This window comes from Curtobacterium sp. SP.BCp, from assembly GCF_051903255.1.
Lineage (GTDB): Bacteria > Actinomycetota > Actinomycetes > Actinomycetales > Microbacteriaceae > Curtobacterium.
The window spans coordinates 133,332-154,560 of the sequence record NZ_CP194338.1 but is presented as its reverse complement, the minus strand read 5'-3'; the positions used below and the strand labels follow the sequence as shown (position 1 = coordinate 154,560).

Annotated in this window: 26 protein-coding genes; 14 read left to right on the top strand and 12 right to left on the bottom strand. The window is 72.5% G+C overall.

Translation table 11 applies throughout. The annotated features are described in order from the left end of the window. Positions 1 to 36 precede the first annotated feature (36 nt). Entirely contained in the window at positions 37 to 717 is a 681-nt protein-coding gene (locus tag ACRQ4C_RS00775; RefSeq protein WP_439689699.1) for a nucleoside/nucleotide kinase family protein, read from the bottom strand. Here ACRQ4C_RS00775 and ACRQ4C_RS00770 point away from each other — a divergent pair. The 3 genes from ACRQ4C_RS00770 (at position 716) to ACRQ4C_RS00760 (ending at position 2,050) form a co-directional block, all read left to right on the top strand. Further along, entirely contained in the window at positions 716 to 1,081 is a 366-nt protein-coding gene (locus ACRQ4C_RS00770; RefSeq protein WP_439689698.1) for a VOC family protein, read from the top strand. The genes ACRQ4C_RS00775 and ACRQ4C_RS00770 overlap by 2 nt on opposite strands. An 82-nt stretch (positions 1,082 to 1,163) precedes the next feature. Beyond that, positions 1,164 to 1,346, top strand: a complete 183-nt coding sequence (locus tag ACRQ4C_RS00765; protein ID WP_439689697.1) for a hypothetical protein — start codon at positions 1,164 to 1,166, stop codon at positions 1,344 to 1,346. After that, positions 1,343 to 2,050 carry a hypothetical protein gene (locus ACRQ4C_RS00760; protein ID WP_439689696.1) on the top strand — a complete coding sequence of 236 codons (708 nt, stop codon included), beginning with the start codon at positions 1,343 to 1,345 and terminating at the stop codon, positions 2,048 to 2,050. Before ACRQ4C_RS00765 ends, ACRQ4C_RS00760 begins: the two co-directional genes overlap by 4 nt. On the opposite strand, the gene ACRQ4C_RS00755 is transcribed toward ACRQ4C_RS00760, so the two are convergent. From ACRQ4C_RS00755 to ACRQ4C_RS00745, 3 genes are all read right to left on the bottom strand, one after another. Continuing rightward, positions 2,040 to 2,486, bottom strand: coding sequence for an NUDIX hydrolase (locus ACRQ4C_RS00755; RefSeq protein WP_439689695.1), 447 nt, complete (start codon positions 2,484 to 2,486; stop codon positions 2,040 to 2,042). The two genes, ACRQ4C_RS00760 and ACRQ4C_RS00755, sit on opposite strands and share 11 nt — an antisense overlap. 108 nt (positions 2,487 to 2,594) lie before the next feature. Further along, positions 2,595 to 3,182, bottom strand: a complete 588-nt coding sequence (locus tag ACRQ4C_RS00750) for a TetR/AcrR family transcriptional regulator (protein WP_439689694.1) — start codon at positions 3,180 to 3,182, stop codon at positions 2,595 to 2,597. Between the two features lie 149 nt (positions 3,183 to 3,331). Continuing rightward, positions 3,332 to 4,648 (bottom strand): carboxylesterase family protein, encoded by a 1,317-nt coding sequence (locus tag ACRQ4C_RS00745; protein ID WP_439689693.1) that lies wholly within the window; start codon positions 4,646 to 4,648, stop codon positions 3,332 to 3,334. 191 nt (positions 4,649 to 4,839) lie between these two features. Between ACRQ4C_RS00745 and ACRQ4C_RS00740 the strand changes: the two genes are divergently transcribed. From ACRQ4C_RS00740 to ACRQ4C_RS00725, 4 genes are all read left to right on the top strand, one after another. Continuing rightward, positions 4,840 to 5,655, top strand: a complete 816-nt coding sequence (locus ACRQ4C_RS00740) for a sugar phosphate isomerase/epimerase family protein (RefSeq protein WP_290133295.1) — start codon at positions 4,840 to 4,842, stop codon at positions 5,653 to 5,655. Further along, a complete protein-coding gene (locus ACRQ4C_RS00735) occupies positions 5,652 to 6,767 on the top strand; it encodes a Gfo/Idh/MocA family protein (RefSeq protein ID WP_290133296.1) in 1,116 nt (371 codons plus the stop codon). The genes ACRQ4C_RS00740 and ACRQ4C_RS00735 overlap by 4 nt, the downstream gene beginning before the upstream one ends. A gap of 169 nt (positions 6,768 to 6,936) precedes the next feature. Beyond that, entirely contained in the window at positions 6,937 to 7,353 is a 417-nt protein-coding gene (locus ACRQ4C_RS00730) for a DUF1801 domain-containing protein (protein WP_439689691.1), read from the top strand. Between the two features lie 114 nt (positions 7,354 to 7,467). Next, a complete protein-coding gene (locus ACRQ4C_RS00725) occupies positions 7,468 to 8,340 on the top strand; it encodes a metal-dependent hydrolase (RefSeq protein ID WP_439689690.1) in 873 nt (290 codons plus the stop codon). A gap of 12 nt (positions 8,341 to 8,352) precedes the next feature. On the opposite strand, the gene ACRQ4C_RS00720 is transcribed toward ACRQ4C_RS00725, so the two are convergent. From ACRQ4C_RS00720 to ACRQ4C_RS00695, 6 genes are all read right to left on the bottom strand, one after another. Next, the gene (locus ACRQ4C_RS00720) at positions 8,353 to 8,961 is read right to left on the bottom strand and encodes a TetR/AcrR family transcriptional regulator (protein ID WP_290133299.1); all 609 of its coding nucleotides are present in this window, start codon (positions 8,959 to 8,961) and stop codon (positions 8,353 to 8,355) included. Positions 8,962 to 9,051: 90 nt separating this feature from the next. Further along, positions 9,052 to 9,591, bottom strand: a complete 540-nt coding sequence (locus ACRQ4C_RS00715; RefSeq protein ID WP_439689689.1) for a MarR family winged helix-turn-helix transcriptional regulator — start codon at positions 9,589 to 9,591, stop codon at positions 9,052 to 9,054. Positions 9,592 to 9,609: 18 nt separating this feature from the next. Further along, positions 9,610 to 9,792, bottom strand: coding sequence for a hypothetical protein (locus ACRQ4C_RS00710; RefSeq protein WP_400411429.1), 183 nt, complete (start codon positions 9,790 to 9,792; stop codon positions 9,610 to 9,612). Positions 9,793 to 9,927: 135 nt separating this feature from the next. Further along, positions 9,928 to 10,482, bottom strand: coding sequence for a hypothetical protein (locus tag ACRQ4C_RS00705; protein WP_439689688.1), 555 nt, complete (start codon positions 10,480 to 10,482; stop codon positions 9,928 to 9,930). 1 nt (position 10,483) lies between these two features. Further along, positions 10,484 to 12,457, bottom strand: coding sequence for a primary-amine oxidase (locus ACRQ4C_RS00700; protein WP_439689686.1), 1,974 nt, complete (start codon positions 12,455 to 12,457; stop codon positions 10,484 to 10,486). A 121-nt stretch (positions 12,458 to 12,578) separates the two neighbouring features. Further along, positions 12,579 to 14,075: an APC family permease gene (locus tag ACRQ4C_RS00695; RefSeq protein WP_439689685.1), complete on the bottom strand. Its 1,497-nt coding sequence runs from the start codon at positions 14,073 to 14,075 to the stop codon at positions 12,579 to 12,581. 193 nt (positions 14,076 to 14,268) lie between these two features. Between ACRQ4C_RS00695 and ACRQ4C_RS00690 the strand changes: the two genes are divergently transcribed. The 4 genes from ACRQ4C_RS00690 to ACRQ4C_RS00675 all read left to right on the top strand — a co-directional run bounded on the left by ACRQ4C_RS00690 (position 14,269) and on the right by ACRQ4C_RS00675 (position 17,306). Next, positions 14,269 to 15,795 carry an APC family permease gene (locus ACRQ4C_RS00690; protein ID WP_439689683.1) on the top strand — a complete coding sequence of 509 codons (1,527 nt, stop codon included), beginning with the start codon at positions 14,269 to 14,271 and terminating at the stop codon, positions 15,793 to 15,795. Then, entirely contained in the window at positions 15,792 to 16,442 is a 651-nt protein-coding gene (locus ACRQ4C_RS00685) for a helix-turn-helix domain-containing protein (protein WP_290133306.1), read from the top strand. The genes ACRQ4C_RS00690 and ACRQ4C_RS00685 overlap by 4 nt, the downstream gene beginning before the upstream one ends. A 111-nt stretch (positions 16,443 to 16,553) precedes the next feature. Next, positions 16,554 to 16,994, top strand: coding sequence for an Hsp20/alpha crystallin family protein (locus ACRQ4C_RS00680; RefSeq protein ID WP_400412517.1), 441 nt, complete (start codon positions 16,554 to 16,556; stop codon positions 16,992 to 16,994). 12 nt (positions 16,995 to 17,006) lie between these two features. Continuing rightward, the gene (locus ACRQ4C_RS00675) at positions 17,007 to 17,306 is read left to right on the top strand and encodes a hypothetical protein (protein WP_439689682.1); all 300 of its coding nucleotides are present in this window, start codon (positions 17,007 to 17,009) and stop codon (positions 17,304 to 17,306) included. A 144-nt stretch (positions 17,307 to 17,450) separates the two neighbouring features. On the opposite strand, the gene ACRQ4C_RS00670 is transcribed toward ACRQ4C_RS00675, so the two are convergent. After that, positions 17,451 to 18,332 carry a manganese catalase family protein gene (locus tag ACRQ4C_RS00670; RefSeq protein ID WP_290133308.1) on the bottom strand — a complete coding sequence of 294 codons (882 nt, stop codon included), beginning with the start codon at positions 18,330 to 18,332 and terminating at the stop codon, positions 17,451 to 17,453. A 32-nt stretch (positions 18,333 to 18,364) separates the two neighbouring features. After that, positions 18,365 to 19,198: an SDR family oxidoreductase gene (locus ACRQ4C_RS00665; protein WP_439689680.1), complete on the bottom strand. Its 834-nt coding sequence runs from the start codon at positions 19,196 to 19,198 to the stop codon at positions 18,365 to 18,367. Between the two features lie 169 nt (positions 19,199 to 19,367). Between ACRQ4C_RS00665 and ACRQ4C_RS00660 the strand changes: the two genes are divergently transcribed. The 3 genes from ACRQ4C_RS00660 to ACRQ4C_RS00650 all read left to right on the top strand — a co-directional run bounded on the left by ACRQ4C_RS00660 (position 19,368) and on the right by ACRQ4C_RS00650 (position 21,101). Then, positions 19,368 to 20,054 (top strand): SDR family NAD(P)-dependent oxidoreductase, encoded by a 687-nt coding sequence (locus ACRQ4C_RS00660; RefSeq protein WP_439689679.1) that lies wholly within the window; start codon positions 19,368 to 19,370, stop codon positions 20,052 to 20,054. Between the two features lie 112 nt (positions 20,055 to 20,166). Next, on the top strand, positions 20,167 to 20,619 hold the full coding sequence (locus ACRQ4C_RS00655) for a DinB family protein (RefSeq protein ID WP_439689678.1): 453 nt from the start codon (positions 20,167 to 20,169) through the stop codon (positions 20,617 to 20,619). Next, positions 20,616 to 21,101, top strand: coding sequence for an AAA family ATPase (locus ACRQ4C_RS00650; protein WP_439689676.1), 486 nt, complete (start codon positions 20,616 to 20,618; stop codon positions 21,099 to 21,101). The genes ACRQ4C_RS00655 and ACRQ4C_RS00650 overlap by 4 nt, the downstream gene beginning before the upstream one ends. The last annotated feature ends 128 nt before the right edge of the window (positions 21,102 to 21,229 follow it).

Below are 21,229 nucleotides of genomic sequence, written 5' to 3'. Positions count from 1 at the left end.
TGGTGCGGGGCTGGCCGGCCAGCGTCGGTCGGGTGGTCACGTCCGGACCGTCCTGGAGGCACGGCTCACCGTGGCAGCGACCCGTGCGGCGTTCACACCGTCCACCTCCACCGCCCACGCGCGCGCTGCGTCGTGGTCGCGCCCGTGCCGCATGTGGCGACCGACCAGGCGGTCGACGCGGACCGCGTCGTCGACGACGCAGGCCCACGTCTCGGTGAGGAGCGCCGGCAGCGCGGTCCACGGCGCCTCGGTGTCGAGGAGGTAGTTCCCCTCGGTCACCACGAGTCGGGTCGCACGCGGGACGGCGATGCTGCCCGCGACGGGTTCGTCGATCCGGCGGTCGAAGTCCGGGGCCCAGACGACCGGTTCGTCCGCGGTCGCCAGTCGACGGGCGAGCGCGACGTACCCGGCGGCGTCGAAGGTGTCGACCGCTCCCTTGCGGTCGTGCCGGCCGAGGGCGTCGAGCGCCGCGTTCGCGAGGTGGAACCCGTCCATCGGCACCTGCACGGCCGTCCCCGCGCCGAGCCGTTCGTCGACCGCGGTCACGATGCGTCGGGCGAGCGTGGACTTCCCCGCGCCCGGAGCGCCGACGATGCCGAGGACCACCCGGTCCGCGCCCCGTGCCAGTTCCACGGCTCGCTCGACGGCCTCGTCGACGGACATCTCCTGCTGCGGCACGGTGTCATCCTCGCAGGCGCGGTGGTTCACTGGCCGCATGGTCGATGCGACGAAGGCGTTCAGCGGGTTCTCGGTGCGCGACGTCCCGGAGGCGAGGGCGTTCTACGAGGGGGTGCTCGGCGTCCCCGTGACGGAGGAGTACGGCATGCTCTCCCTGCAGGTCGGCGGGACCCACGTGCTGGTCTACCCGAAGGGTCCCGCGCACGAGCCGGCGTCCTTCACCGTCCTGAACTTCCCGGTGCCCGACATCGATGCGGCGGTCGACGAGCTCACCGATGCCGGGGTCGTGTTCCTGCACTACGACGGTGTCACGGACGAGCGGGGCGTGAACCGGCAGGGCGGTCCGCTGATCGCGTGGTTCACCGACCCGTCGGGCAACGTGCTCAGCGTCCTCGAGGAGTAGTCGGGATGTCGTATCCCGAGGATTGCGGCCCTCGGGACTGACGGCCGTACGGTCCTCTCCACACGAGTGAGAGGACACGGCCATGAAGGTCATCAAGTACACGGACGAAGAACTCCACGCGAAGCGCGCGGCGATCCTGGAACAGTTCCGCCTCGACGAACGGGGGTTCGCGCCGATCCTGGAGTGGCGCGAACTCGATTGGGACGAATACCTCGCGAACAACGAATTGGAGGGCATCGCCTTCCTGCTCGGGGAGGACCGGTGAGCGACGTGTCGCTGCCGCTCGCCGAGGCTGGAGAGCGGCTGCAGCTTCTGCTCGACCGAACGCTGCCCGACCACGGAGCGCAGATCGTGACGGCCGAGACCGGCCGTGCGGGGATCGACCTGGTCACGGCGCAGGACGCCGACGGGACGCACACCATCCGGCTGTTCGCCGCTCAGGAGCACGTCGGGAGCGCCACCATCGACCTGCGTTACCGGTGGTCCGTCCCGGACGATGCGCTGGTGGTCCGGGCATCGAATATGGCGCTGTTCCTGGTCGGCGACCGCCAGCCACTCGTGCGGTTCGAGTACCACGAGTCGTTGACGTCGACGCCGCCCTCGCACTTCCACGTGCACGCGGAGCGCAGTGCGTTCGGGGCGATGCTCGCGCGGACGCACGGCACGGACGGCGGGACGCGCAGTCCCGGCCGGCTCGCGTCGCTGCACCTCCCGCTCGGCGGGCCGCACTTCCGGACCGGGCTCGCCGACTTCGTCGAGTTCCTCATCGAGGAGTGCGGCGTGGACGCACGACCTGGCTGGCGGATCGCGGTGCACGAGTACCGGCGGGACTGGCGTCGGGACGAGGCCGCTGCGACGGCACGCCAGTTCCCCGCAGAGACGGCCGACGCCCTGCGTGCGCTGGGGTGGCGGGTCGATGCGCCGGAGGTCGACTGGGAGCTCCGGTCCGCTCAGGCCGTCAGCGTGTGAGCGCACCCGCCCACGCGAGGGCGATCGGGACGAGGAGCCCGTGTCGGTGGTGGGGCAGCTCGGCGATCGGGATCCACCGGGCCTCATCGGTGGATCCGTCGAGCTCGTCGCGGAGCACCCCACCGGTGACGGTGGCGCGGAACACCACCTGCACGGCCTTCATCGGGCGGCCCTTCGCTCCGGCGTGCATGCGCCGCTCCCCCGGGACCACGTGGTGCCGGATGCCGAGCAGCGGCCCGACCGTGGCGTCCAGCCCGGTCTCCTCCTGCACCTCGCGCACGACGGCCTGCTCCACGGTCTCGTCGAACTCGACTCCCCCGCCCGGCAGCGTCCACGTCCCGGCCTCGGGGAACCGGAGCTTCGCGAGGAGCACCCGGTCGCCCTCGGTGATCACGGCGTACGCCGCGAGCCGGGTGTCGTAGTCCGTGTACTCCATGACCCGACCATGCCAGGAAGGCGAGTGCGACTCGTTCAGCCGCGCCGTGCCTCCCGGCTGATGCGGCGGGACGACCGCACGCCGCCGCTCACCGCGGTGTGACGGTGCTCACGCCGTCGCGACCGTGCTCCACCCGACCCGGAGCCGAGCGACCGCTCGGTCGAACGCACCCAGCACCTCGGTGTCGTCGCGGAGCATGGCCTGCAGCTGCAGGCCCTCGTACAGCGCGACGAGCTGCTCGGCGGCGTGCCGTGGGGACGCGCCCCGCGACTCGCGCCCGGCGACGACGTCGCGGGTCAGTCCGAGCGTGATGTCCTCGAACGAGTGGGCGTACTGGGCGCGGAACCAGCCCTCGGCCGGGTGACCCGGCGTGGACGCGGCGCTGAGGAGGGCGATCCGCAGCCGGACGAGCGACGGCTCGTCGAGCCCGGCCTGCAACCGGGCACGGAGGTAGGCGACCACGCCGTCCCGCTCGGCGATGCTCCACAGCGCCCGGCGGCTCCCGTTGTTCCAACGGTCCATGACGGCCACGATCAGGAGGTCCCAGATCGGGTAGGCGCGGCGCACGTCGTCCTCCGTGAGGCCGGCCGCGCCGGCGATCTCGGCGTGACCCACGCTGTGGAAGTCACCGGACCGGTAGGCCTCGACGGCACCGGTGACCACACGGGACCGGAGGTCGGCGTCGGAATCGGGCATGCCGTCGATCCTGTCCCGACCGGCGGGTGCGGAGCATCGCCCAGTTCAGGGGGTCAGTCCGGGGCGCCGGGGTGCCCCGCCGGTCAGCCAACCACCCGCCAGCCGGTCCCGCCCGCCCGTCAGCGCGTCAGCTCGTCAGCTCGTGCTCGTCAGCCGCGGTCGAACGCGATCGTCCCGTCGTCCGGCTCCTCGACCCGTCCGGTCCGCGCGAAGTCGGCCCACACCTTCCGGATCCGGCGACCACGCTCATCGACCGCCGCCCAGTCCCGCTCGGGCACGAACGCCGACCCGGCCCACGCCGCACGCCCCCCGAGCAGCATCGGCAGGTCGCTCATGTGCACCGCGCCGGTGGGGCGGGCCGTGGTGCCCCGGAGCAGGCGGTACGAGGTCGCCCGCCCGCCGGCTGCTCGGTGCCGGTCGCGGAAGCGCCGGACGTCCCGTCCGTAGATGACCTCGGACAGGGGCCGGACGAGCCACCATCGCACGAGGGAGCGCAGTGGGCGGATCCGGGTCACGGCTGCGAGCGCGGGGACGGCCCGGACGAACATCGCCGCCTCGTCGACCGCGGAGCCGATGAGCACGTCGATCCTCGGCGCCACCGCGCGCCAGGCGTCGGCCGCCCGGCGCTCGGTCGGCAGCGGATCGTGCCCGTACTGCGTGCCGAAGGGCATGCCGCCGCGGAGGCCGAACGGTGCGCCCGCCCGGGTGCCGGCCAGCTGCCGCTCGAGGACGTCGTCGAGCGGTGTGGTCGCGCCCACGACACCGACGGCCCGGAGCACCGCGCGTGACATCCGCGCTCGCCGTCGGGAGATGCCGAGCGGGGCGCTCTGGATGATCGCGCGACGGAACAGCCCCTCGGTGCCGTCGCTGATCATGAGGTGCGCGATCGCGTCGCCACCGGCCGACTGCCCGAACAGCGTCACGGCGTCCGGGTCGCCCCCGAAGGACCGGATGTTCCCGTGCACCCACCGCAGCGCCTCGACGAGGTCGAGCAGTCCGAGGTTCGCGGGCACGCGCTTCCCGTCGCCGAGGAACCCGAGCACGCCGAGGCGGTAGGTCACCGACACGACGACGACCCGCTGCTCGACCACGAGGTCGTGCGCATCGTGGATGGGCAGGTCGCCGCCGCCGATGACGTACGAGCCGCCGTGGACCCAGACCATGACGGGGAGCTGCTCGTCCGGACGCACGTCGGCGGGGAGGGTGATGGTCAGGCGCTGGCAGTCCTCGGCGACGGCGAGGTGCTGCATCGGGGGCAGCAACTCGTCCACGAACGCTGCTGGCGGCTGCGGCGCGACCGGGGCGGGGGTGACGGCGGCGAACGGTGTACCGAACGCGGGTGCGGGTCGGGGCCGGCCGAAGCGCTCGGCGACGGCGTAGGGGATCCCCTGCGCCCGGACGACGTCCCCGTCGACGCGGGCCTGGACGGTGCCGACCGGGGTCTCGAACGCGCGCAGATCGGTCACGCCCTCCACGCTAGCGCCGACGCCCGCGACACGGCGTCGAAAACTACCCACCGGGTGGTTTTTCCGGTAGCGTCGTCCTCGATCTCGCCGTGGAGCATCGCTCCTCTGCGGGCTGCGACGACCAGGGCCGCGACGACACCGTCACGGCGACCAGTGCCGCGACACCAGTCAGGACCGAAGGAGCCTCTGCAATGCCCACCACCTCTGTGCAGCTCTACTCGCTGCGCGACGCCATCGCCGAAGACCTCGACAAGGCCATCGCCCGGGTCCGCGAGATCGGCTACGAGAACGTCGAGCCGTACGCCTTCGTCGAGCGCGTCGACGACCTCGAGCGGGCACTGCAGGCCAACGGCCTCTCGGCGCCCTCGGGCCACGTCGCGGTGATCGACGCCGAGGACACCGCCCCGATCTGGGACGCCGCGAAGCGCCTCGGCATCCAGACCGTCATCGACCCGTTCATCCCGACCGACCGCTGGCAGACCGCCGACGACGTCAAGAAGATCGCGGACCGGGTCAACGAGCTGACCGCCGAGGCCGCCGGGCACGGCCTGCAGTTCGGGTACCACAACCACCAGTGGGAGTTCACGAACAAGGTCGACGGGCGCACCGTCTACGACCTGTTCGTCGAGCAGCTCGCACCGGAGACCGTGCTCGAGGTCGACACCTTCTGGGCGACCGTCGGCGGCGCGGACGCCCCCGCCGTGCTCCGCTCCCTCGGTGACCGCGTCGTCGCGATCCACGTGAAGGACGGCAAGGTCGACGGTGACATCCTCACCGCCCTCCCCTCCGCCGAGAGCGCCCTCATCGTCCCGGAGGCGCTCCAGCGCGCGTTCGAGAACCAGAAGCCCGCCGGTCAGGGCGACGTCGACGTCGCAGGCATCCTCGCCGCCGCTCCGCAGGCCATCCGCGTCGTCGAGTTCGACGCCTACGCCGGTGACGTCTTCGAGGGCATCACCGAGTCGCTGCAGTGGCTGCGCGAGAACGACACCGCCGGGAGCGCCGCGTGACCCGCGTCGGCGTCGGCATCATCGGTGCCGGCAACATCTCCGACCAGTACCTGACGAACCTGACGCAGTTCGCCGACGTCGAGGTCCTGTTCGTCGCCGACCTCATCCAGGAGCGCGCGAAGTCCCAGGCCGAGAAGTACGGCGTCCCGTCGTACGGCTCGGTCGAGGAGCTCCTCGCCCGCGACGACATCTCGATCGTGGTGAACATCACGATCCCGGCCGAGCACGCCAAGGTCGGCCAGCAGATCATCGCCGCCGGCAAGCACACCTGGAGCGAGAAGCCGGTCGCCACCACGGCCGAGGACGCGCAGGCGCTCCTCGCCGCGGCCGAGGCTGCCGGGGTCCGCTACGCCACGGCGCCGGACACCGTGCTCGGTGCGGGCATCCAGACCGCGATCCGCGCCATCGCCCGCGGGGACATCGGCACGCCGCTCACCGCGACGACGATGTTCCACGTGCCCGGCCCGGACCAGTGGCACCCGGACCCCGAGTTCCTGTACGCGCAGGGCGCCGGTCCGCTGTTCGACATCGGCCCGTACTACGTCACGACGCTGCTCCACGCGTTCGGCTCCGCCTCGCGCGTGCAGGCCGTGTCGTCGAAGTCGCGCGAGACCCGCGTGATCGGTTCGGGTCCCCGTGCCGGCACCGAGTTCCCGGTCGAGGTGCCCACGCACCACGCCGCGCTCATCTCGTTCGCCGACGGGCAGTCCGCGCAGACGACGCTGTCGTTCCAGCACGCCCTGCCGCGCAACGGCTTCGTCGAGATCAACGGCTCCGAGGGCACGATCGTGCTGCCGGACCCGAACGTCTTCGACGGTGACAGCACGCTGTGGACGCTCGGCAAGGACGAGCCGACGACGCTGGCGCACAAGGGTTCCACCTGGGGTCGTGGCACGGGCGTCGTCGAGATGGCCCGCGCGATCGCCGAGGGCCGCCCCGAGCGGGCCTCCGGTGCTGTCGCGTCGCACGCGCTCGACGTCATGCTCGGCATCCGCGACGCGGCCGAGTCCGGCCAGGCCGTCGAGATCGCCTCGCGCATCGCGAAGCCGGAGCCGTTGCCCGAGGACTTCGACCCGGCAGCCGCGGTCCTCGCCGAGGGCGTCAACGCCTAGTCGCACCGCACGAGGAGGGGCCGGTTCCGTCAGGGACCGGCCCCCTTCGTGTCCGCCGTCCAGCGTCGTCGGCCGGGAGGCACGGGTCGCGCCCGCCCCGCGGGCACCGGTCGCGCCGCGCGGGTCGATCCGGGACACCGCGCCCGTCCGGCTGGGGTAGCGTCGCCCCGTGGCGAAGACCCCTGCGATGACACCGACGCCGACGCCCCTCGCCGAGGTGCTCGGCCGGGCCACCGGTGCCCGTCGCGCCGAGGTCGACGATCTGGTGACGCTCCACCGCGACCTGAGCGGGGCGGAGCCGGTGGTGTGGGCGGGTCGCATCCTCGGGTTCGGTGCGGTCGAGTACCGGCACGACTCCGGCCGTTCGGGCACCGTGCCCCTGCTCGCGTTCGCCCCGGGTCCGAAGCACCACACGGTCTACCTCGCCTCGGGGTTCGCGGAACGGTGGCCGGACCTGCTCGAGCAGCTCGGAGCGCACCGGGCGAGCACCGCCTGCCTCTACCTGACCCGACTCGAGGCGGTCGATCGGTCGGTGCTCCGTGAGCTGCTGGTCCGGACCCGAGACGACGCGCTGGCGAACGGCTGATCCCGCCCCGGTCCACGAGACCCGCGCGGTCGGCCCGCCTCCGACGGGTCGTTCGGCGTCCGCGCCAAGATGGGTGGACGCCGTCGACCGGCGGACGAGCAGGAGGGCGCGACCATGGCAGCACCGACGACCGACACCGAGGTCTCCTACCCCGCGGGCGCCCTGACGAGCGAGGGGACGGTCCTGCAGGTCGAGCCCGCGGGCGACGACCGGTGGGCCGTGTTCCTCGACCGCACCGCGGCGCACCCGGTCGACACCGCCTGGCCGGACCAGCCAGCCGACCGGGTGGCCCTGCGGGGGCCCGACGACGCGTACGACGTGGCGGAGGTACGGGTCGCCGGCTTCCACGACGGGAGCGTGCTCCTCGGGGACGCCCTGCCCGTGCGGACCGGCACGCCAGGGTGGGTGTTCGGTGTCGCGCACGTGGTCGCAGGGACCCCACCACGGGTCGGCGAGACCGTCACGGTCACCGTCGACGCGGCGTACCGCGCGGCGCTGAGCGTCGCGCACAGTGCCTGCCACCTCGCCGCCCTCGCCCTCGACGCCGCGCTCGCGGACCACTGGTCGAAGGCCGTGCCGGAGGACGCCCTCGGCCGTCCGGCCTTCGACGCGCTGGCCGTCACCCGGTCCTCGATCCACGAGTACCGGTCCGAGGACGTCTACCGGATCGGCAAGTCGCTCCGGAAGAAGGGCTTCGACCCGAGCGCGTTCGACGACCCCGACGCGATCGCTGCCCGGGTGACGGAGCAGCTCCGCGCCTGGACCGCCGCCGGGGGCTCGATCCACGTCGACGCCGAGGGTACCGGCCTCTCCGCACGGCGGCAGTGGACGTGCGCGCTGCCCGAGGGCACCGCGGCGATCCCCTGCGGCGGCACGCACGCCGAGTCCCTCGCCGACCTCGTCGACCCCGCGGTCACGATCAGCGTCGAGGACGTCCCCGGCGCGCGGCTCGTCACGATGACGACGAGGGTCACCGCGCCCCGCTGAGCCGCGGTCGCGTCAGGGCGCCGGGGGCAGGAGCCGCTCGAGCATGCGGAGCACGCGCTCCCCGTCGACGGCGTCCGGGTCGAGCAGCCACTGCACCTGCAGGCCGTCCGACGCCGCGATGCCGAGGCTCGCCAGGTCCACCGGGTCGAGGTCGTCGCGGATGCGCCCGGCGGCCTGGTCGGCCCGGATCCACTCGGCGAGCTCGGCGCGCAGTGCGGCGAAGCGCTCGCGCATGAACTCCCGGGTCGCCGGGTGCCCCTCCTGCACCGCGTCGGCCGACAGCGTCGTGTAGAGCTGCACGAGGCCGGGGACCGCTCGGTTCCGCACGGCACTGTCCCGCATGTCGCCGATCGCCGACTTGACGCGCTCCGGATCGGCCTGCGACCGGACCTCGTGCTCGTGGTAGACCGCGAGCAGCAGTTCGTCGCGGCTCGGGAAGTAGTGCCGGAGCGCTGCGTGGGTGATGCCGAGCGCGTCGGCGACCGACCGGAGCGACGACGCGTCGACGCCCTGCGCCGCGACCATGCGGATCATCTCGTCGAGGATCTGCGCCCGGCGCTCGGCGCCCTTGCGGTACCCGCGTCGTCGCGGGACCGCGTCGTCGTCGGCCGGGGAGGTCACCCCGCCAACTTACCGCTGGAAGGTTTTCCGCGCGACCGGTCGTGGGCACGGGCCGGCGCACGATCGCGCGCCGCACCACGGCATGGTCATTCAGTCTGCGTCGGCGGGGACCGTGTACTCGTCGACCGGCACGGGCGATCCCTCCGCGAGCGCGTCCACGATCGCCGAGAGCGTCCGCGTGAGCACCTCGTTGTCGTCGTCCGACAGCCCGTCCAGCACGCCCACCACGGCCTCGTGGAACGAGGCGTAGGAGACACCGATCTTCGCCGCCGCCTGGTCGGTCGGCTCGAGGACCTGCTGTCGACGGTCCGTCGGGTGCGCGGCCCGTACGAGGTCGCCCGACGCGACGAGCCCGTCGACGAGCTTGGTGACGGACGCGTTGGACACCGACAGCATCACCGCGAGGTCCTTCGGTCTCATCGGCCGGTCGTCGCGGTGCGCCTGGAGCAGGTACCGGAGCGCGAGCGACTCGTTCTTCGTCAGCCCGGTCTCGACACGTGCGGCCTCGATCTGCTGCTCCTCGGCGTGCTGCAGACGGAGCAGTGCGTCGACCGCGGTCTTGGCGGCGGCCGAGCGGGGCTGGCGGGCGTAGAGGTGGGCGTGCTCGCGGCGGACGACGGTCAACGGCATGCGGTCATGCGCTCCTGGTCAGACGAGGGGTGCCGAGAAGAAGTCGGCGTAGGACGGTTCGGTCTGCTTCGCGAGCAGCGACGGATCCTCGATCCGACGCTGGACGAAGGCGTCGATCACGGCCTGGTCGGTCAGGCCGACCCGGGGGTGGCTCCGTCCGCTGGCTGCGAGTCGCGGCATCCCCGTGTACGTGCTGCGCATGTCTGATCCCGCCTTCCTGCTGTGGTCGAGGTGTCCGTCGTGGACGATCCAGACTCTTTCACGAGGTGAACGGTTTGCGCAACGAACAGTTTCCATCCTGGACGATTCGCGCACTGAACCGTTCGGACGGTGCCGTCAGGACAGCATGCCGACGGCCATGACCACGACCGCCGTCCCCATCGTCACGGTCTCGAGCAGCGGGAGCATGCCCGCCCGGCGCCGGCCTCGCTCCTGCGCCCGTTCCCGTTCCCGGAGGCAGCCGCGGACCTCCGCGACCGTCAGGACGAGGTACCCGGCGGTCAGCCCGGCGAGCACGACCGCCCACGTCGCGGCGACCGGTCCGCCGTGGTCGTGCATGCCGGGCATCGAACCGTCGTGCGACATCCCGACGCCCATCGCGCCCATCACCAGCAACCCGAGCGCCGCGTGCAGCCGCGCGGACCGGTCCGCACGCGCGCCGTTCCGCTGCGACCGGTCGACCGCGGCGAGCGCCACCGCCAGGACGACCAGGACCAGGAACCAGGCGGCTCCGGGGAGGACGCGGGGCGTCAGGAGGCCGTCTGCCATCGCGGCGACCATCGTGATCGCCGCGACGACGTCGACCGCACGGCCGGGGCGCCACGCCCCGACCGTGCAGCACGCTCCGGCGGACGCCGGCAGGACGGCGACCAGCCCGAGGACGTCCGTCACCTCAGTGCCCGGTGTGGTGCGCGCAGTGCGCCTCCGTGGCGGCCGCCACCGCGGCCGGCACGTTCAGGGCGGGGTTGCGCGGGAAGAACCCGTACGGCTTCAGGGTGAACTTCGCGTAGTCGACGGGCATCACGGGCCAGTCCTCCGGGCGGGGGAAGTGCGTCGGACCGAAGGTGTGCCAGAGCACGATGTCCTCACCGTCGAGCGACCGGTCGGCCTGCACGTACCGCGCGACGCCGTCCCCGCCCGGGTTCTGGTGCACGAAGTCACCCGCCGCGTACTGCTCGGCGGGGTCGTACTGCGTGACGTAGAGGTGCTTGCGGGCGAACTCGGCGCGCGACGCGACCGAGGACGAGTCGTCGGCGAGCAGCACCGGGGCGTCCTGCGGGTACAGCACGTAGCCGGTCGGCCGGCCGAGGTGGTTGCGCTCCTCGGTGTTCGAGATGAACCAGGTCCGGCCACGGGACGCGTCCGCGAGCCGCCCCGACGTCGACTCCGAGGCGATGCGTGTCGCCCGCTTCGTGAACGCGTTCCCGTGCTCGTTGCCGGGTCCGACCGGCATCCGGACCGCGTCGATCTCGTCCACGGCGTTGGTGAGACCGTCCACGGTCATGTCGAGCCGCGCGGAGAACAGGTGCTGGTGGTACGGCGCACCCAGCCCGGGGGCGACCTCGGACGCGAACCCGTAGTCCGATCCGTCGGCGTCCCGGCCGGGGTAGGACGAGGTGAACAGGACGCCGGTGAGCTTCGCCTCGCACTCGATCGTGCCGTCGAGGTAGAGGTACCAGTAGAAGCCGTAGTCGTAGTTACCGACGGTCGTGAAGAACGAGATCACGAGGCGGCGGGACCGGCGGACCTCGTGCGAGCCGGTGTAGATGTCCTCGTGCTTCCAGAGCGTGCCGAAGTCCTCCTCGTGCATGCAGATCCCGTTCGTGATGGTCTGCGGGTTGCCGAGCTCGTCGGCGAGGACGGCGTCGAAGTAGCGGATCTCGCCGACGCAGTCACAGCCGAGCTCGAGGGAGTTCGTGAAGCGGCCGAAGAGGTACTCGCCGGTGTCGAAGTAGTTCTGCCAGAACCGCACGGGCGAGGGGTCCCCGTAGGGCACGAGCATCTCGTCGATCGACGCGCGGTACACGATCGGGCGCAGCCGGTCGCCGTCCTGCCAGGAGAGCTGGCGGAGCACCAGCCCCTCGCGCGGGTCGAACCCGACCTGGAACCGCCAGTTCGCCCACTCGACGAACTCACCGTCGACCGTGAAGGACGGTCCCTCGGGCTGGGTGATGACGATCGGCTTGAGGTCGAGCGGCTCGCCCTGGAGCTCCGGGTCGTCGAAGTTGCCCGAGGTCGCGGGGACGGGCATGCCGGCGGCGTCGACGATCCGGGTGACGGTGCGGTTCGCCGCGTCGACGTACACCGAGAGCCCGTCGACGGGGTGTGCCCAGACGTGGTCGGCGGGGTGGTCCTGCCGGAAGGCGAGCACGCGGAGGATGCGTCGGCCCTCCTCCTCGGGGAGGTCGTAGTACCCGGCCGACAGCGGGACGCACTTGACCTCCTCGACGGTGAGCCCGCGTGCCGCGAGGGCGGCCACCCACCGCTCGTCGGCCGCCGCGATCTCGCCGACGGCGTCGAACTCCTCGATGAGCACCGGGAGCTGACCGCGCGAGCCGTCCAGGACGTCGGTGCGCAGGACCGTGCCGCCGTCGATCGACACGACGTTGTCGGTCGAGCGGCCCGTCGCCATGTCGAGCAGCATCACGCGGGCGCACCGTTCCGGGACTGCGCCGGTCCCGGCCTGCCATGCCAGGACGTCGCGCTTGTGCGGCTCCGCGAGACCGACGTAGGCGAACCGGGTGGTGTCGGTCCAGTCCGGCTGCGCCGTCACGACGTCGCGGATCCGGGTGATCTCCGGGGCGGTGAGGCTCGCCAGCGGGTGGGTGGTCGAGGTGGCGGGGACGGTCGGTTCGGTGATGGTCATGCGCGTGGTTCCTTGCGTTCGGTCGGGAGGCACGGTGTGGGTCGGTGGGTCGGCTCACGCCGACCGGGTGGTCGGTGCTGTCGGTCGGTCCTGCTGGCGGGACGCCGCCGGTCGGTGCCGCTCACTGCTCCGCTTCGAGGCGGTCGAGCATCAGCTCGTAGCGGTCGCGTCGTCGCCGACGCAGCACCAGGGCCTGGACGGTCCCGACGGCGGGGACGACCACCACGAGGCCGGTGAGCACGGTGCTCACGACGCCGAAGACGCTGTGCCCGGCTGCGTCCACGTCGCCGACGAGGGTCGGGAAGTTCGCCCAGATCAGGACGGCCGACGCGACCAGCCCCGCGAAGCCGAGCAGGGGCGCGACGACGGTGTTCCAGACGCGGAGGTCGGCTCGGTTGCGGCGGAAGTAGACGACGACTGCGAGGCTCGTGGCCGCCATGAGCACGGCGATGCCGAGCGTGGCGACGCCGGAGAACCAGCTGAAGACCTGCAGGACGGGGTCGAGGCCGAGGACGGCGAACAGCGCGGTGAACACGACGGCGGTGACGGTCTGGACGACGCTCGAGGTGTGCGGGGAGGCGTGTCGTCGGTGCACGAGGCCGAGGCGACCGGGGAGCAGTGCGGCGTTCGCCATCGCGTGCTGGTAGCGGGTGATGACGTTGTGGAACGAGAGGACGCAGGCGAACATGCTCGTCAGCAGCAGGACGTTGAGGACCGCTTCGCCGACTCCGCCGATGTACCGGGCCGCCGTGGTGAGGATGAGCGACCCCGGGTCCTCCGCCGCCTCGGCCAGCACCCCGTCCGGCCCCCAGGCCATCACGAGGGCCCACGACGCGAGGGTGTAGAAGACCCCGATGCCGATCACGGCCGCGTAGGTCGCGCGGGGGATCGTGCGGTCGGGGTCCTTCGCCTCGTCGCGGAAGATCGCGGTGGCCTCGAAGCCGATGAACGCCGCGATCGCGAACATCAGTCCGACACCGGGCGAGCCGGACACCACCTGCGACGGCGCGAACGGCGCGAGCGACAGCCCGTCGGCGCCGCCCCGGAACACCACGGCGGCGACGAGGACGAGCACGATGCCGACCTCGGCGACGAGCAGGACCCCGAGGACCTTGCTCGACAGGTCGATGTGCCGGTACCCGAGGACGCCGACGAGCACGACCACGGCGAGCGACCAGACGTACCAGGGCACGTCCGGCCCGCCGAGGCCCGCGACGGTGACGCCGAGCAGGTACCCCATGTACGCGTGCACGGCCACCTGGATCGTCGTGTACGTCAGGAGGGCGAGCGTCGCGGCCCCCGCGCCGGCCGGACGTCCGAGTCCGTGCCCGACGAACGTGAAGAAGGCGCCGGGCCGCGGCAGGTGACGGGTCATCGCGGCGAGCCCGACGGAGAACAGCAGGAGCACCACGGCCGAGACGGCGTAGAGCGCCGGGAACCCGACGCCGTTGCCGAGCAGCATGCCGAGCGGGGCTGCGCCGCCGACGACCGTGAGCGGTGCGGCGGCCGCGACGACCATGAAGACGATCGCGGTGACGCCGAGGGAGCCGTGCATGGTCCGGCCGTGCGGGGCGGGGAGCGCTCCGAGTGACGCGGGGTCCTTCGTGATGCTGGACATCGTGGCCTTCCGGTTCGGGTGGCTTCGGGGGTCGGCACCACGGTCCCGCGCCGCCGTTGCGGCCACGTACCGCCGAGGTGAAACCCGGTCGCACCCGAACGGGACACCTCCGTCGCCGGCGTCCCGTTCCGCCGGTACCTGCCCGAAACACGGCCGCCACACCGGGGCAACGCGCGGGCCCTACCGTGGCCGGGTGACCGCCCTCGACCGTGCGATAGCCCACCCGCCCCGGGTGCCGGGCGTCGGTGCGGGTTCGCCCGTCGACGGACTCTCGCGACGCAGTGTCGGGCCGGTCGACGTGCTCTCGCAGTCGGTCTCCGCGGTGGCCCCGTCCGCCGCCGCGACCACGATCCCGGTGCTCGTCGCGTCCGTCGCCGGCAGCGGTGCGACGTGGTCGCTGCTGGCGGCGATGGCGCTCTCGTTCCTGGTCGGACGCACCGTGAACGAGTTCGTCCGCCGCGTCGCGGGCCCTGGATCCCTCTACACGTACGTGTCCCTCGGCCTCGGACCGGTCGCGGGCGTGGTGTGCGGTGCAGCGCTGCTCCTCGGCTCGGGGTGCATCGCGGTGTTCTCGCTGACGGGGACCGGCTACTACCTCGAGTACCTGCTGTCGCGATTCGTCCCGCTCGGGGACGGCGGTGTGCTCGTCACCGTGCTCGTGGTCCTCGTCACGGGGGCCGTCGTGTTCGCCGTGACGGCCGTCGGCGTCCGGCTGTCGACCCGTCTGACGCTGCTCGTCGAGACCGTCTCGGTGGCGGTGATCGCGGTGCTCGTCATCGCCCTGCTGGCCCGCAGCGGACCGCCGGACCTCGGGGCGGTCGCACTCGGCCCCGTCATGCCGGCGCCGTTCTCCGTCGGGACCGCACTCGCCGTCACCGCGTTCGTCGGCTTCGAGAGCGCGTCGGTGCTCGGCGTCGAGGCCCGCCGCCCGTTCGCCACGATCCCGCGCGCGATCTCGTGGACCGTCCTGCTCGCCGGCGTCCTCTACCTCGGCAGCGCCGTGGCCCAGCAGTCCGGTTTCGCGGCGGTGGGAGCAGAACTCGCGACGAGCGCCTCGCCGGTGAACGAGCTCGCCGTCGCCTCGGGTGTGGGCTGGGTCGGGTGCGTGCTCGACCTCGCGATCGCGGCCTCGTTCGCGGCGTGCGCGATCGCTTCGACGACCGCGCTCGTCCGGGTGCTCTTCGCGATGGGCCGCGAGGGCGTGCTCCCCCGTGCGTTCGGTCGGACGTCCCCGCGCTTCCGGACGCCGTTCGTCGCGGGGATCGTGGCGAGCGTCGTCCTGACCGCGGTCCCGGTCGCAGGACTGACCGCGGGCGTCGCGACGTGGACGCTCATGGAGACCGAACTCGCCGTCGCCGCACTCGGGTACCTCGTCGCCTACGCGCTCACCTGCGTCGCCGCGCCGGTGTTCCTCCGTCGGATCGGCGAGCTGACCGCCCGGGTCGCGACCGTCGCGGTCGTGACGGCGGCGCTCCTGACGGGAGTCCTCGTGGTCTACGCCGGGGTCGAGGCGACGAGCGACCGGTGGCCCGCCGTCGCGCTGGTCGTCGGGGTGGTCGCCGTCGTCCTGCTCGCCTTCGCGGTCGTGACCCGACGGCGTCCGTGGCGGCGCGCGAGGAGCCGGGCCGTGTGGGACGTGCCCGTCGAGACGGACCTCCTGGGTGCCTCCCGGCTGCGCCCCGACGACCCCGACCGGACCGGCCGAGGCGACCGGCCGTGAGCGACCCCGGCCTGCGCGCACGCCAGCCGAAGGCGATCCAGAACGCCTTCGCCGTGCTCGAGGCCGTCGCCGCATCGGGGCCGGGGACCACCGCGCAGCAGGTGTCCGAGGCACTCGGCATGCCACGGGCGACGACCTACCGGCTCATCACGCTCCTCGTCGAGGACGAGTACCTGGTCCGCCTGTCCGACCTGCGGGGCTTCGCCCTCGGGCACAAGGTCGCCGAGCTGGCCGGGCTCGGGGCAGCGCCGTCCCTCCCGCCGCTGTCACGCGCGGTGCGGTCCGTCCTCGCCGAGGTCCGGTCGAGCGTCCGCGCCGGCGTGCACCTCGCCCGGTACGACGCCTCCGGGCTGGCCGACGTCGACGTGGACCCCGACTTCCCGCTCCTCGACGAGCGGGGGCTCCGCGCAGACCCCGGGGCGAGCGCGATGGGGCGACTGCACGCGCACGGCGGCACCGAGGTCGTCCGGCAGGTCGGCGCGTTCCGGTCCGGCTTCGGGTGCCTCGCGGTCCCGGTCCTCGACGAGCACGGTCTGCTGGTCGCCGGACTCACGCTGTCCGCCGCGGCGCCCCGGATCGACTCCCCCGGCGACCTCCTGCCGCTCCTGCAGCGTGGAGCCGACCGCCTCGAGCCGCTCCTCGCCTGACCCTCAGCGTCCTCGGAGCGCACTGTTGGCACTCTCTGGGTTCGAGTGCTAGAACGGATGGCAGTTGAGTCGAGGGGACTCAACGAGGATCACGTGAAGGAGTTGACGACGATGACGATGAACTTCGACCCGTTCCGCGAGCTCGACCGCCTCGCCGGATCCCTGCTCGGGAGCGCCGGCGGACCGCGTTCGATGCCGATGGACCTGTACCGCACCGGGGACCACTACGTCCTCGACGTCGACCTGCCGGGCATCGACCCGGGCAGCGTCGACGTCGACGTGGACGGCTCGGTCCTCACGATCCGCGCCGAGCGCACCCTCGGCGCCCCGGACGGCTCGCAGTGGATCACGCGCGAGCGGCAGCCCGGCACGTTCGTCCGCCAGCTGACCCTCGGCGACCACCTCGACGCCGGACGCATCACCGCGACCTACGACAACGGTGTGCTGAGCATCACGATCCCGGTCAAGGAGTCGGCGAAGCCGCGCAAGATCGAGGTCGCGGTGGGCAGCGGGTCCCAGCAGCTCGCCGTCGGCGGCGGGGCCTCCGAGTAGGTCGGAGGCGCGATGGCAGCACTCCTGAACGCGCTGCTCGCGATCGGGGCCGTGACCGCCGCGCTCACCGCGACGAGTCTGGACAGGCGGGTCGCCCTCGTGCTCGGGGCGACCGGCAGCACGGTCGGCGCGTTCCTCGCGTGGGTGGTCGCACCGAGCGCGTTCTCCGGGTTCGTGCCGTGGGTGGCCGCCGTCCTCGGGACGGCGGCGCTCACGGCCGGGTGGAGCGTCGTCCGGCTCTACGACGGCGTCTTCGCCCCGCCGCCGGAACCGGCGGGCGAGACCGGGACGATCGCGACGACCGCGCGGTGACCGCATGACGGACGGGCGCGCCCCGCTCAGCGGCAACGCGCCTCCCGTCCGTCCGCCCCATCAGTCAACGAAACGCGCGCGTTCCGACATCGCACCGGTCGATCGACGGGTGCCACGTCGGAACGCGCGCGTCCCGTTCCGCGACTACTCCTTGTTGAGCTTGTCCTGCACCGTGCCGGCCGTCTTCTCGACGACGTTCGGGAGCTCGGTCGTGCCGTAGAACCGGACGTCCGGGTGCGTGGGCGGCGGCATCGGCGACGAGGTCGTCGGACCGTCGTGGTACGTGTACTCGCCCTTGCCGTCGAACGAGGGGCCGCTCGCCCACGGGCCGTTCGCCGCCTCCTTGCCGTCGGAGAAGTTGAGGTACTGGTAGTTGACCTCCTGGTTCTCCTTCGCCTGCGGGAAGTTGCTCGGCACAGGGAAGTCCTCGATGCCCTTCTCGCGGAGCTCCGCGGCGGCCGTCGCCCACATGTTCTGGTGCATGGTGTCGCGCGCGAGCAGGAACGACAGGAGGTCCCGGACCCCGGCGTCGTCGGTCTGGTGGTAGAGCCGCGCGACCTGCACGCGGCCCTGCATCTCGGCGTTCGCGTTCGCCGTGAAGTCGGCGAGCAGGTTGCCGCTCGCGGTGATGAACGACCCCTGCCAGGGGTTGCCGTTGCTGTCGACCGGACGTGCGCCGGCTCCGGCGACGATGCCCTGCTGGACGTCCGTGCCACCGACGATCGCCGCGACGGTCGGGTCGTCCTGCACGGCGTCCTCGGTGATGCCGAGCGGGCTCTTCTCGAGCAGCTGCGCGATCATCGTCGCGAGCATCTCGACGTGGCCCATCTCCTCGGCGCCGATGCCGAACACCAGGTCGCGGTACTTGCCGGGCATGTGCATGTTCCACGCCTGGAACTGGTACTGCAGGGCGACGGTGATCTCGCCGTACTGACCGCCGAGCACCTCCTGCAGCTTGCGCGCGTAGACGGCGTCGGGCTTGTCGGGCGTGGACTTGAACTGGAGTTCCTGCTTGTGGAAGTACAGATCGTGCTCCTGTCTTCGTTCGGTGGTGCGCTTCAGAGGATCGGGGTACCGCCGGTGACGGCGACGCGCGCACCGGAGACGTAGCTGCCGTCGTCGCTCGCGAGCAGCACGTACACCGGGGCGAGCTCGGCGGGCTGTCCGGGACGGCCGAGCGGGGTCTGCTTCCCGAACTGCTCGACCTCCTCCGGAGGCATGGTCGAGGGGATCAGCGGCGTCCAGATCGGCCCGGGCGCGACGCTGTTGACGCGGATGCCACGCGGGCCGAGCAGCTGCGCCAGCGCTGCCGAGAGGTTCGCGACGCCCGCCTTCGTGACGTCGTACGGCGCGAGGTCGGGCTTCGGGTTGTCCGAGTTCACCGAGCTCGACCCGATGATCGCCGAGCCGGGGCCGAGGTGCGGCAGCGCGGCCTTGACGAGGTGGAAGGAGGCGCTGAGGTTGGTCGCGAGGGTGTGGTCCCACTCCGCGTCGCTGATCTCCTCGATCGTCTCGTGCGTCATCTGGTACGCCGCGTTGTTCACGAGGACGTCGAGCCCGCCGAGTTGCTCCACCGCGGTGGCGACGACGGACCGGCAGTACGCGGGGTCGCTGACGTCGCCGGGCAGCAGGACCGCCGTCCGCCCCGCCTCCTCGACCCAGCGCTTCGTGTCCTGCGCGTCGTCCTCCTCGTCGGGGAGGTGACTGATGAGTACGTCGGCACCCTCGCGGGCGAAGGCGATCGCGACGGCCTTGCCGATGCCGCTGTCCCCGCCGGTGATGACCGCCCGCTTGCCCGTGAGCTTGCCGGACCCGCGGTACGACTGCTCGCCGTGGTCCGCCGTCGGGCTGAGCTCCTGGTCGCTCCCCGGGGGCTGCTGTCGGTCGGTCATGTCGCCTCCTGATCAGTGGTGCGCGGTCCGCTTCGTCCGAGGACCGCTCGGTTCGGCCGATGGTCGGCGCGCCGCACTGAGCGGCCGTCCGGGAGTGGCCCGATCGCGCGGCGGGTGTGGCCGGATCGCGCGGGCACCGGCCCGACGGGCCGCGCGTAGCGTGGCCGGCATGGACCTGCAACTCTCGGAACGTGTCGCGCTCGTCGTCGGAGGGAAGGGCTACATCGGTCGTGCCGTCGCCGAACGGCTCCGGACCGAGGGGGCGACCGTCGTGGTGGCCTCCCGGAGCGCCGGGGACGACGACGGCAGCGTGGCGATGGACACCGCGTCGCAGGATTCGGTCGACGCCGGCGTCGCGTCGGTGCTCCAGCGGCACGGGCGGATCGACGTGCTCGTGGTCACGGCCGCCCCGAGCGCGCAGACCCTCGACCCGGCTCGGGGGTCCGACCCCGCGCAGGTCGCCGAGGCGATCGACGGCAAGGCACTCGGCTTCCTCCGCGTCGCGAACGCCGTGCTCCCCCACCAGCGGGAGGCGGGCTTCGGTCGGGTCGTCGTCGTGAGCGGCCAGAACGCCTACATCGCGGGCAACATCACCGCGTCGCTGCGGAACACCGCGACGAACGTCATCGCGAAGAACCTCGCTGACGAGTGCGCCGGGTCCGGCGTCGCCGTGAACGTGGTCAACCCTGGGACCGTCACCGACGAGCCCTCGTCGGAGGTGCAGCGCGGAGCCGGCGGCGAGTCGAGCCCGCAGCAGATCGCCGACCTCGTCGCGTTCCTGTCGTCGCCGCTCTCGGCACTGAGCGGGGAGTCGATCTCGATCGCGCACCGGATGCTCGGCTCCGTCGTCGTCTGAAGCCGCGTCGCGGCGGACGGGAGGCCCGTGGCGGGCCCGCCCCGCGCCTCCCGTCCGTCCCGTGGTGCGTCAGCGCCCTGTCCGTGCGCCCGGTGCAGGGTCAAGATGGGGCATGGACACTGCGGAGCAGGACGTGGTCGGACTCGTCGAGTACGCCGGTGGGCGGCTGACGGACCGGATGGAAGGGCTCTCCGACGACGAGTGGGCATGGCAGCCGATCACCGGGGACGCGGAGGTCACCGTGCGGTGGCGGCTCGACCACGTCGTCGAGGTGCTCACGGCCAGCCGGAACCGCGAGTGGCTGGGGCTCGCGCCGTCGACCGGACCGACGCCGGGCACCCCGGCGACCGCCGCCGAGGCGCTCGCCGGACTCGACACGGCGATCGGGGTGTTCCTGGCGGCCGCGACGGAGGTGGGCGACTCCGCCTCCGAGCCGATGGGCGCCGTCGCCGGCCCGTACGCCGAGTCGACGAAGCGGTCGTTCGTGCTGCACGTGGCGGACGAGCTGATCCACCACGGTGCCGAGGCGGCGCTCCTCCGGGACCTCTACGCCGCGCGACCGTGAAGAGGGTGCTGATCACCGGGATGTCGGGGACGGGCAAGTCCTCGGCGCTGGAGCGGCTGGCGACGTTCGGTCACCGCGTCGTGGACACCGACGACCCGGGCTGGCGCAGGTACCACCCGTACCCGCACCCGTCCGACGAGGCACACCGCGGCGAGTGGCTCTGGGCCGAGGACCGGATGACGGCGCTGCTCGACGAGGACGACGACCGGTCGCTCTTCGTCCAGGGGTGCGTCCGCAACCAGGGCCGCTGGTACGACCGCTTCGATGCGGTCGTGCTCCTCAGCGCACCGCTCGACGTCCTGCTCGAACGGGTCGCGCGACGGACGACGAACCCGTACGGGAAGACCGACGTGGAGCGAGCGATGATCGCGGCGGACTTCGCAGAGGTGCTGCCGCTGCTCCGCGCCGGGTGCACGCACGAGCTCGACGCGACCCGGCCGCTGGACGACGTCGTCTCGGACCTGGCAGCCCTCGCGCGCTGAGCCGTTCGTCCCCGCGACGGATGCGCTTCGGCCGTCCGCCCGATGCCCGGCGGCCCGGGATCGCGGAGGCTGAGGAGCATGGACTCCTCGATCAAGCACGTCATCGCCACCCTGTCGGTCTGCGCCGG

Coding starts and splice junctions, on each gene's coding strand:
- ACRQ4C_RS00765 (WP_439689697.1), top strand. CDS start 1,164: ATGAAGGTCATCAAGTACACGGACGAAGAACTCCACGCGAAGCGCGCG.
- ACRQ4C_RS00675 (WP_439689682.1), top strand. CDS start 17,007: ATGGCAGCACTCCTGAACGCGCTGCTCGCGATCGGGGCCGTGACCGCC.
- ACRQ4C_RS00660 (WP_439689679.1), top strand. CDS start 19,368: ATGGACCTGCAACTCTCGGAACGTGTCGCGCTCGTCGTCGGAGGGAAG.
- ACRQ4C_RS00655 (WP_439689678.1), top strand. CDS start 20,167: ATGGACACTGCGGAGCAGGACGTGGTCGGACTCGTCGAGTACGCCGGT.
- ACRQ4C_RS00680 (WP_400412517.1), top strand. CDS start 16,554: ATGACGATGAACTTCGACCCGTTCCGCGAGCTCGACCGCCTCGCCGGA.
- ACRQ4C_RS00770 (WP_439689698.1), top strand. CDS start 716: ATGGTCGATGCGACGAAGGCGTTCAGCGGGTTCTCGGTGCGCGACGTC.
- ACRQ4C_RS00710 (WP_400411429.1), bottom strand. CDS start 9,792: ATGCGCAGCACGTACACGGGGATGCCGCGACTCGCAGCCAGCGGACGG.
- ACRQ4C_RS00750 (WP_439689694.1), bottom strand. CDS start 3,182: ATGCCCGATTCCGACGCCGACCTCCGGTCCCGTGTGGTCACCGGTGCC.
- ACRQ4C_RS00665 (WP_439689680.1), bottom strand. CDS start 19,198: ATGACCGACCGACAGCAGCCCCCGGGGAGCGACCAGGAGCTCAGCCCG.
- ACRQ4C_RS00740 (WP_290133295.1), top strand. CDS start 4,840: ATGCCCACCACCTCTGTGCAGCTCTACTCGCTGCGCGACGCCATCGCC.
- ACRQ4C_RS00775 (WP_439689699.1), bottom strand. CDS start 717: ATGCGGCCAGTGAACCACCGCGCCTGCGAGGATGACACCGTGCCGCAG.
- ACRQ4C_RS00695 (WP_439689685.1), bottom strand. CDS start 14,075: ATGTCCAGCATCACGAAGGACCCCGCGTCACTCGGAGCGCTCCCCGCC.
- ACRQ4C_RS00755 (WP_439689695.1), bottom strand. CDS start 2,486: ATGGAGTACACGGACTACGACACCCGGCTCGCGGCGTACGCCGTGATC.
- ACRQ4C_RS00725 (WP_439689690.1), top strand. CDS start 7,468: ATGGCAGCACCGACGACCGACACCGAGGTCTCCTACCCCGCGGGCGCC.
- ACRQ4C_RS00700 (WP_439689686.1), bottom strand. CDS start 12,457: ATGACCATCACCGAACCGACCGTCCCCGCCACCTCGACCACCCACCCG.
- ACRQ4C_RS00715 (WP_439689689.1), bottom strand. CDS start 9,591: ATGCCGTTGACCGTCGTCCGCCGCGAGCACGCCCACCTCTACGCCCGC.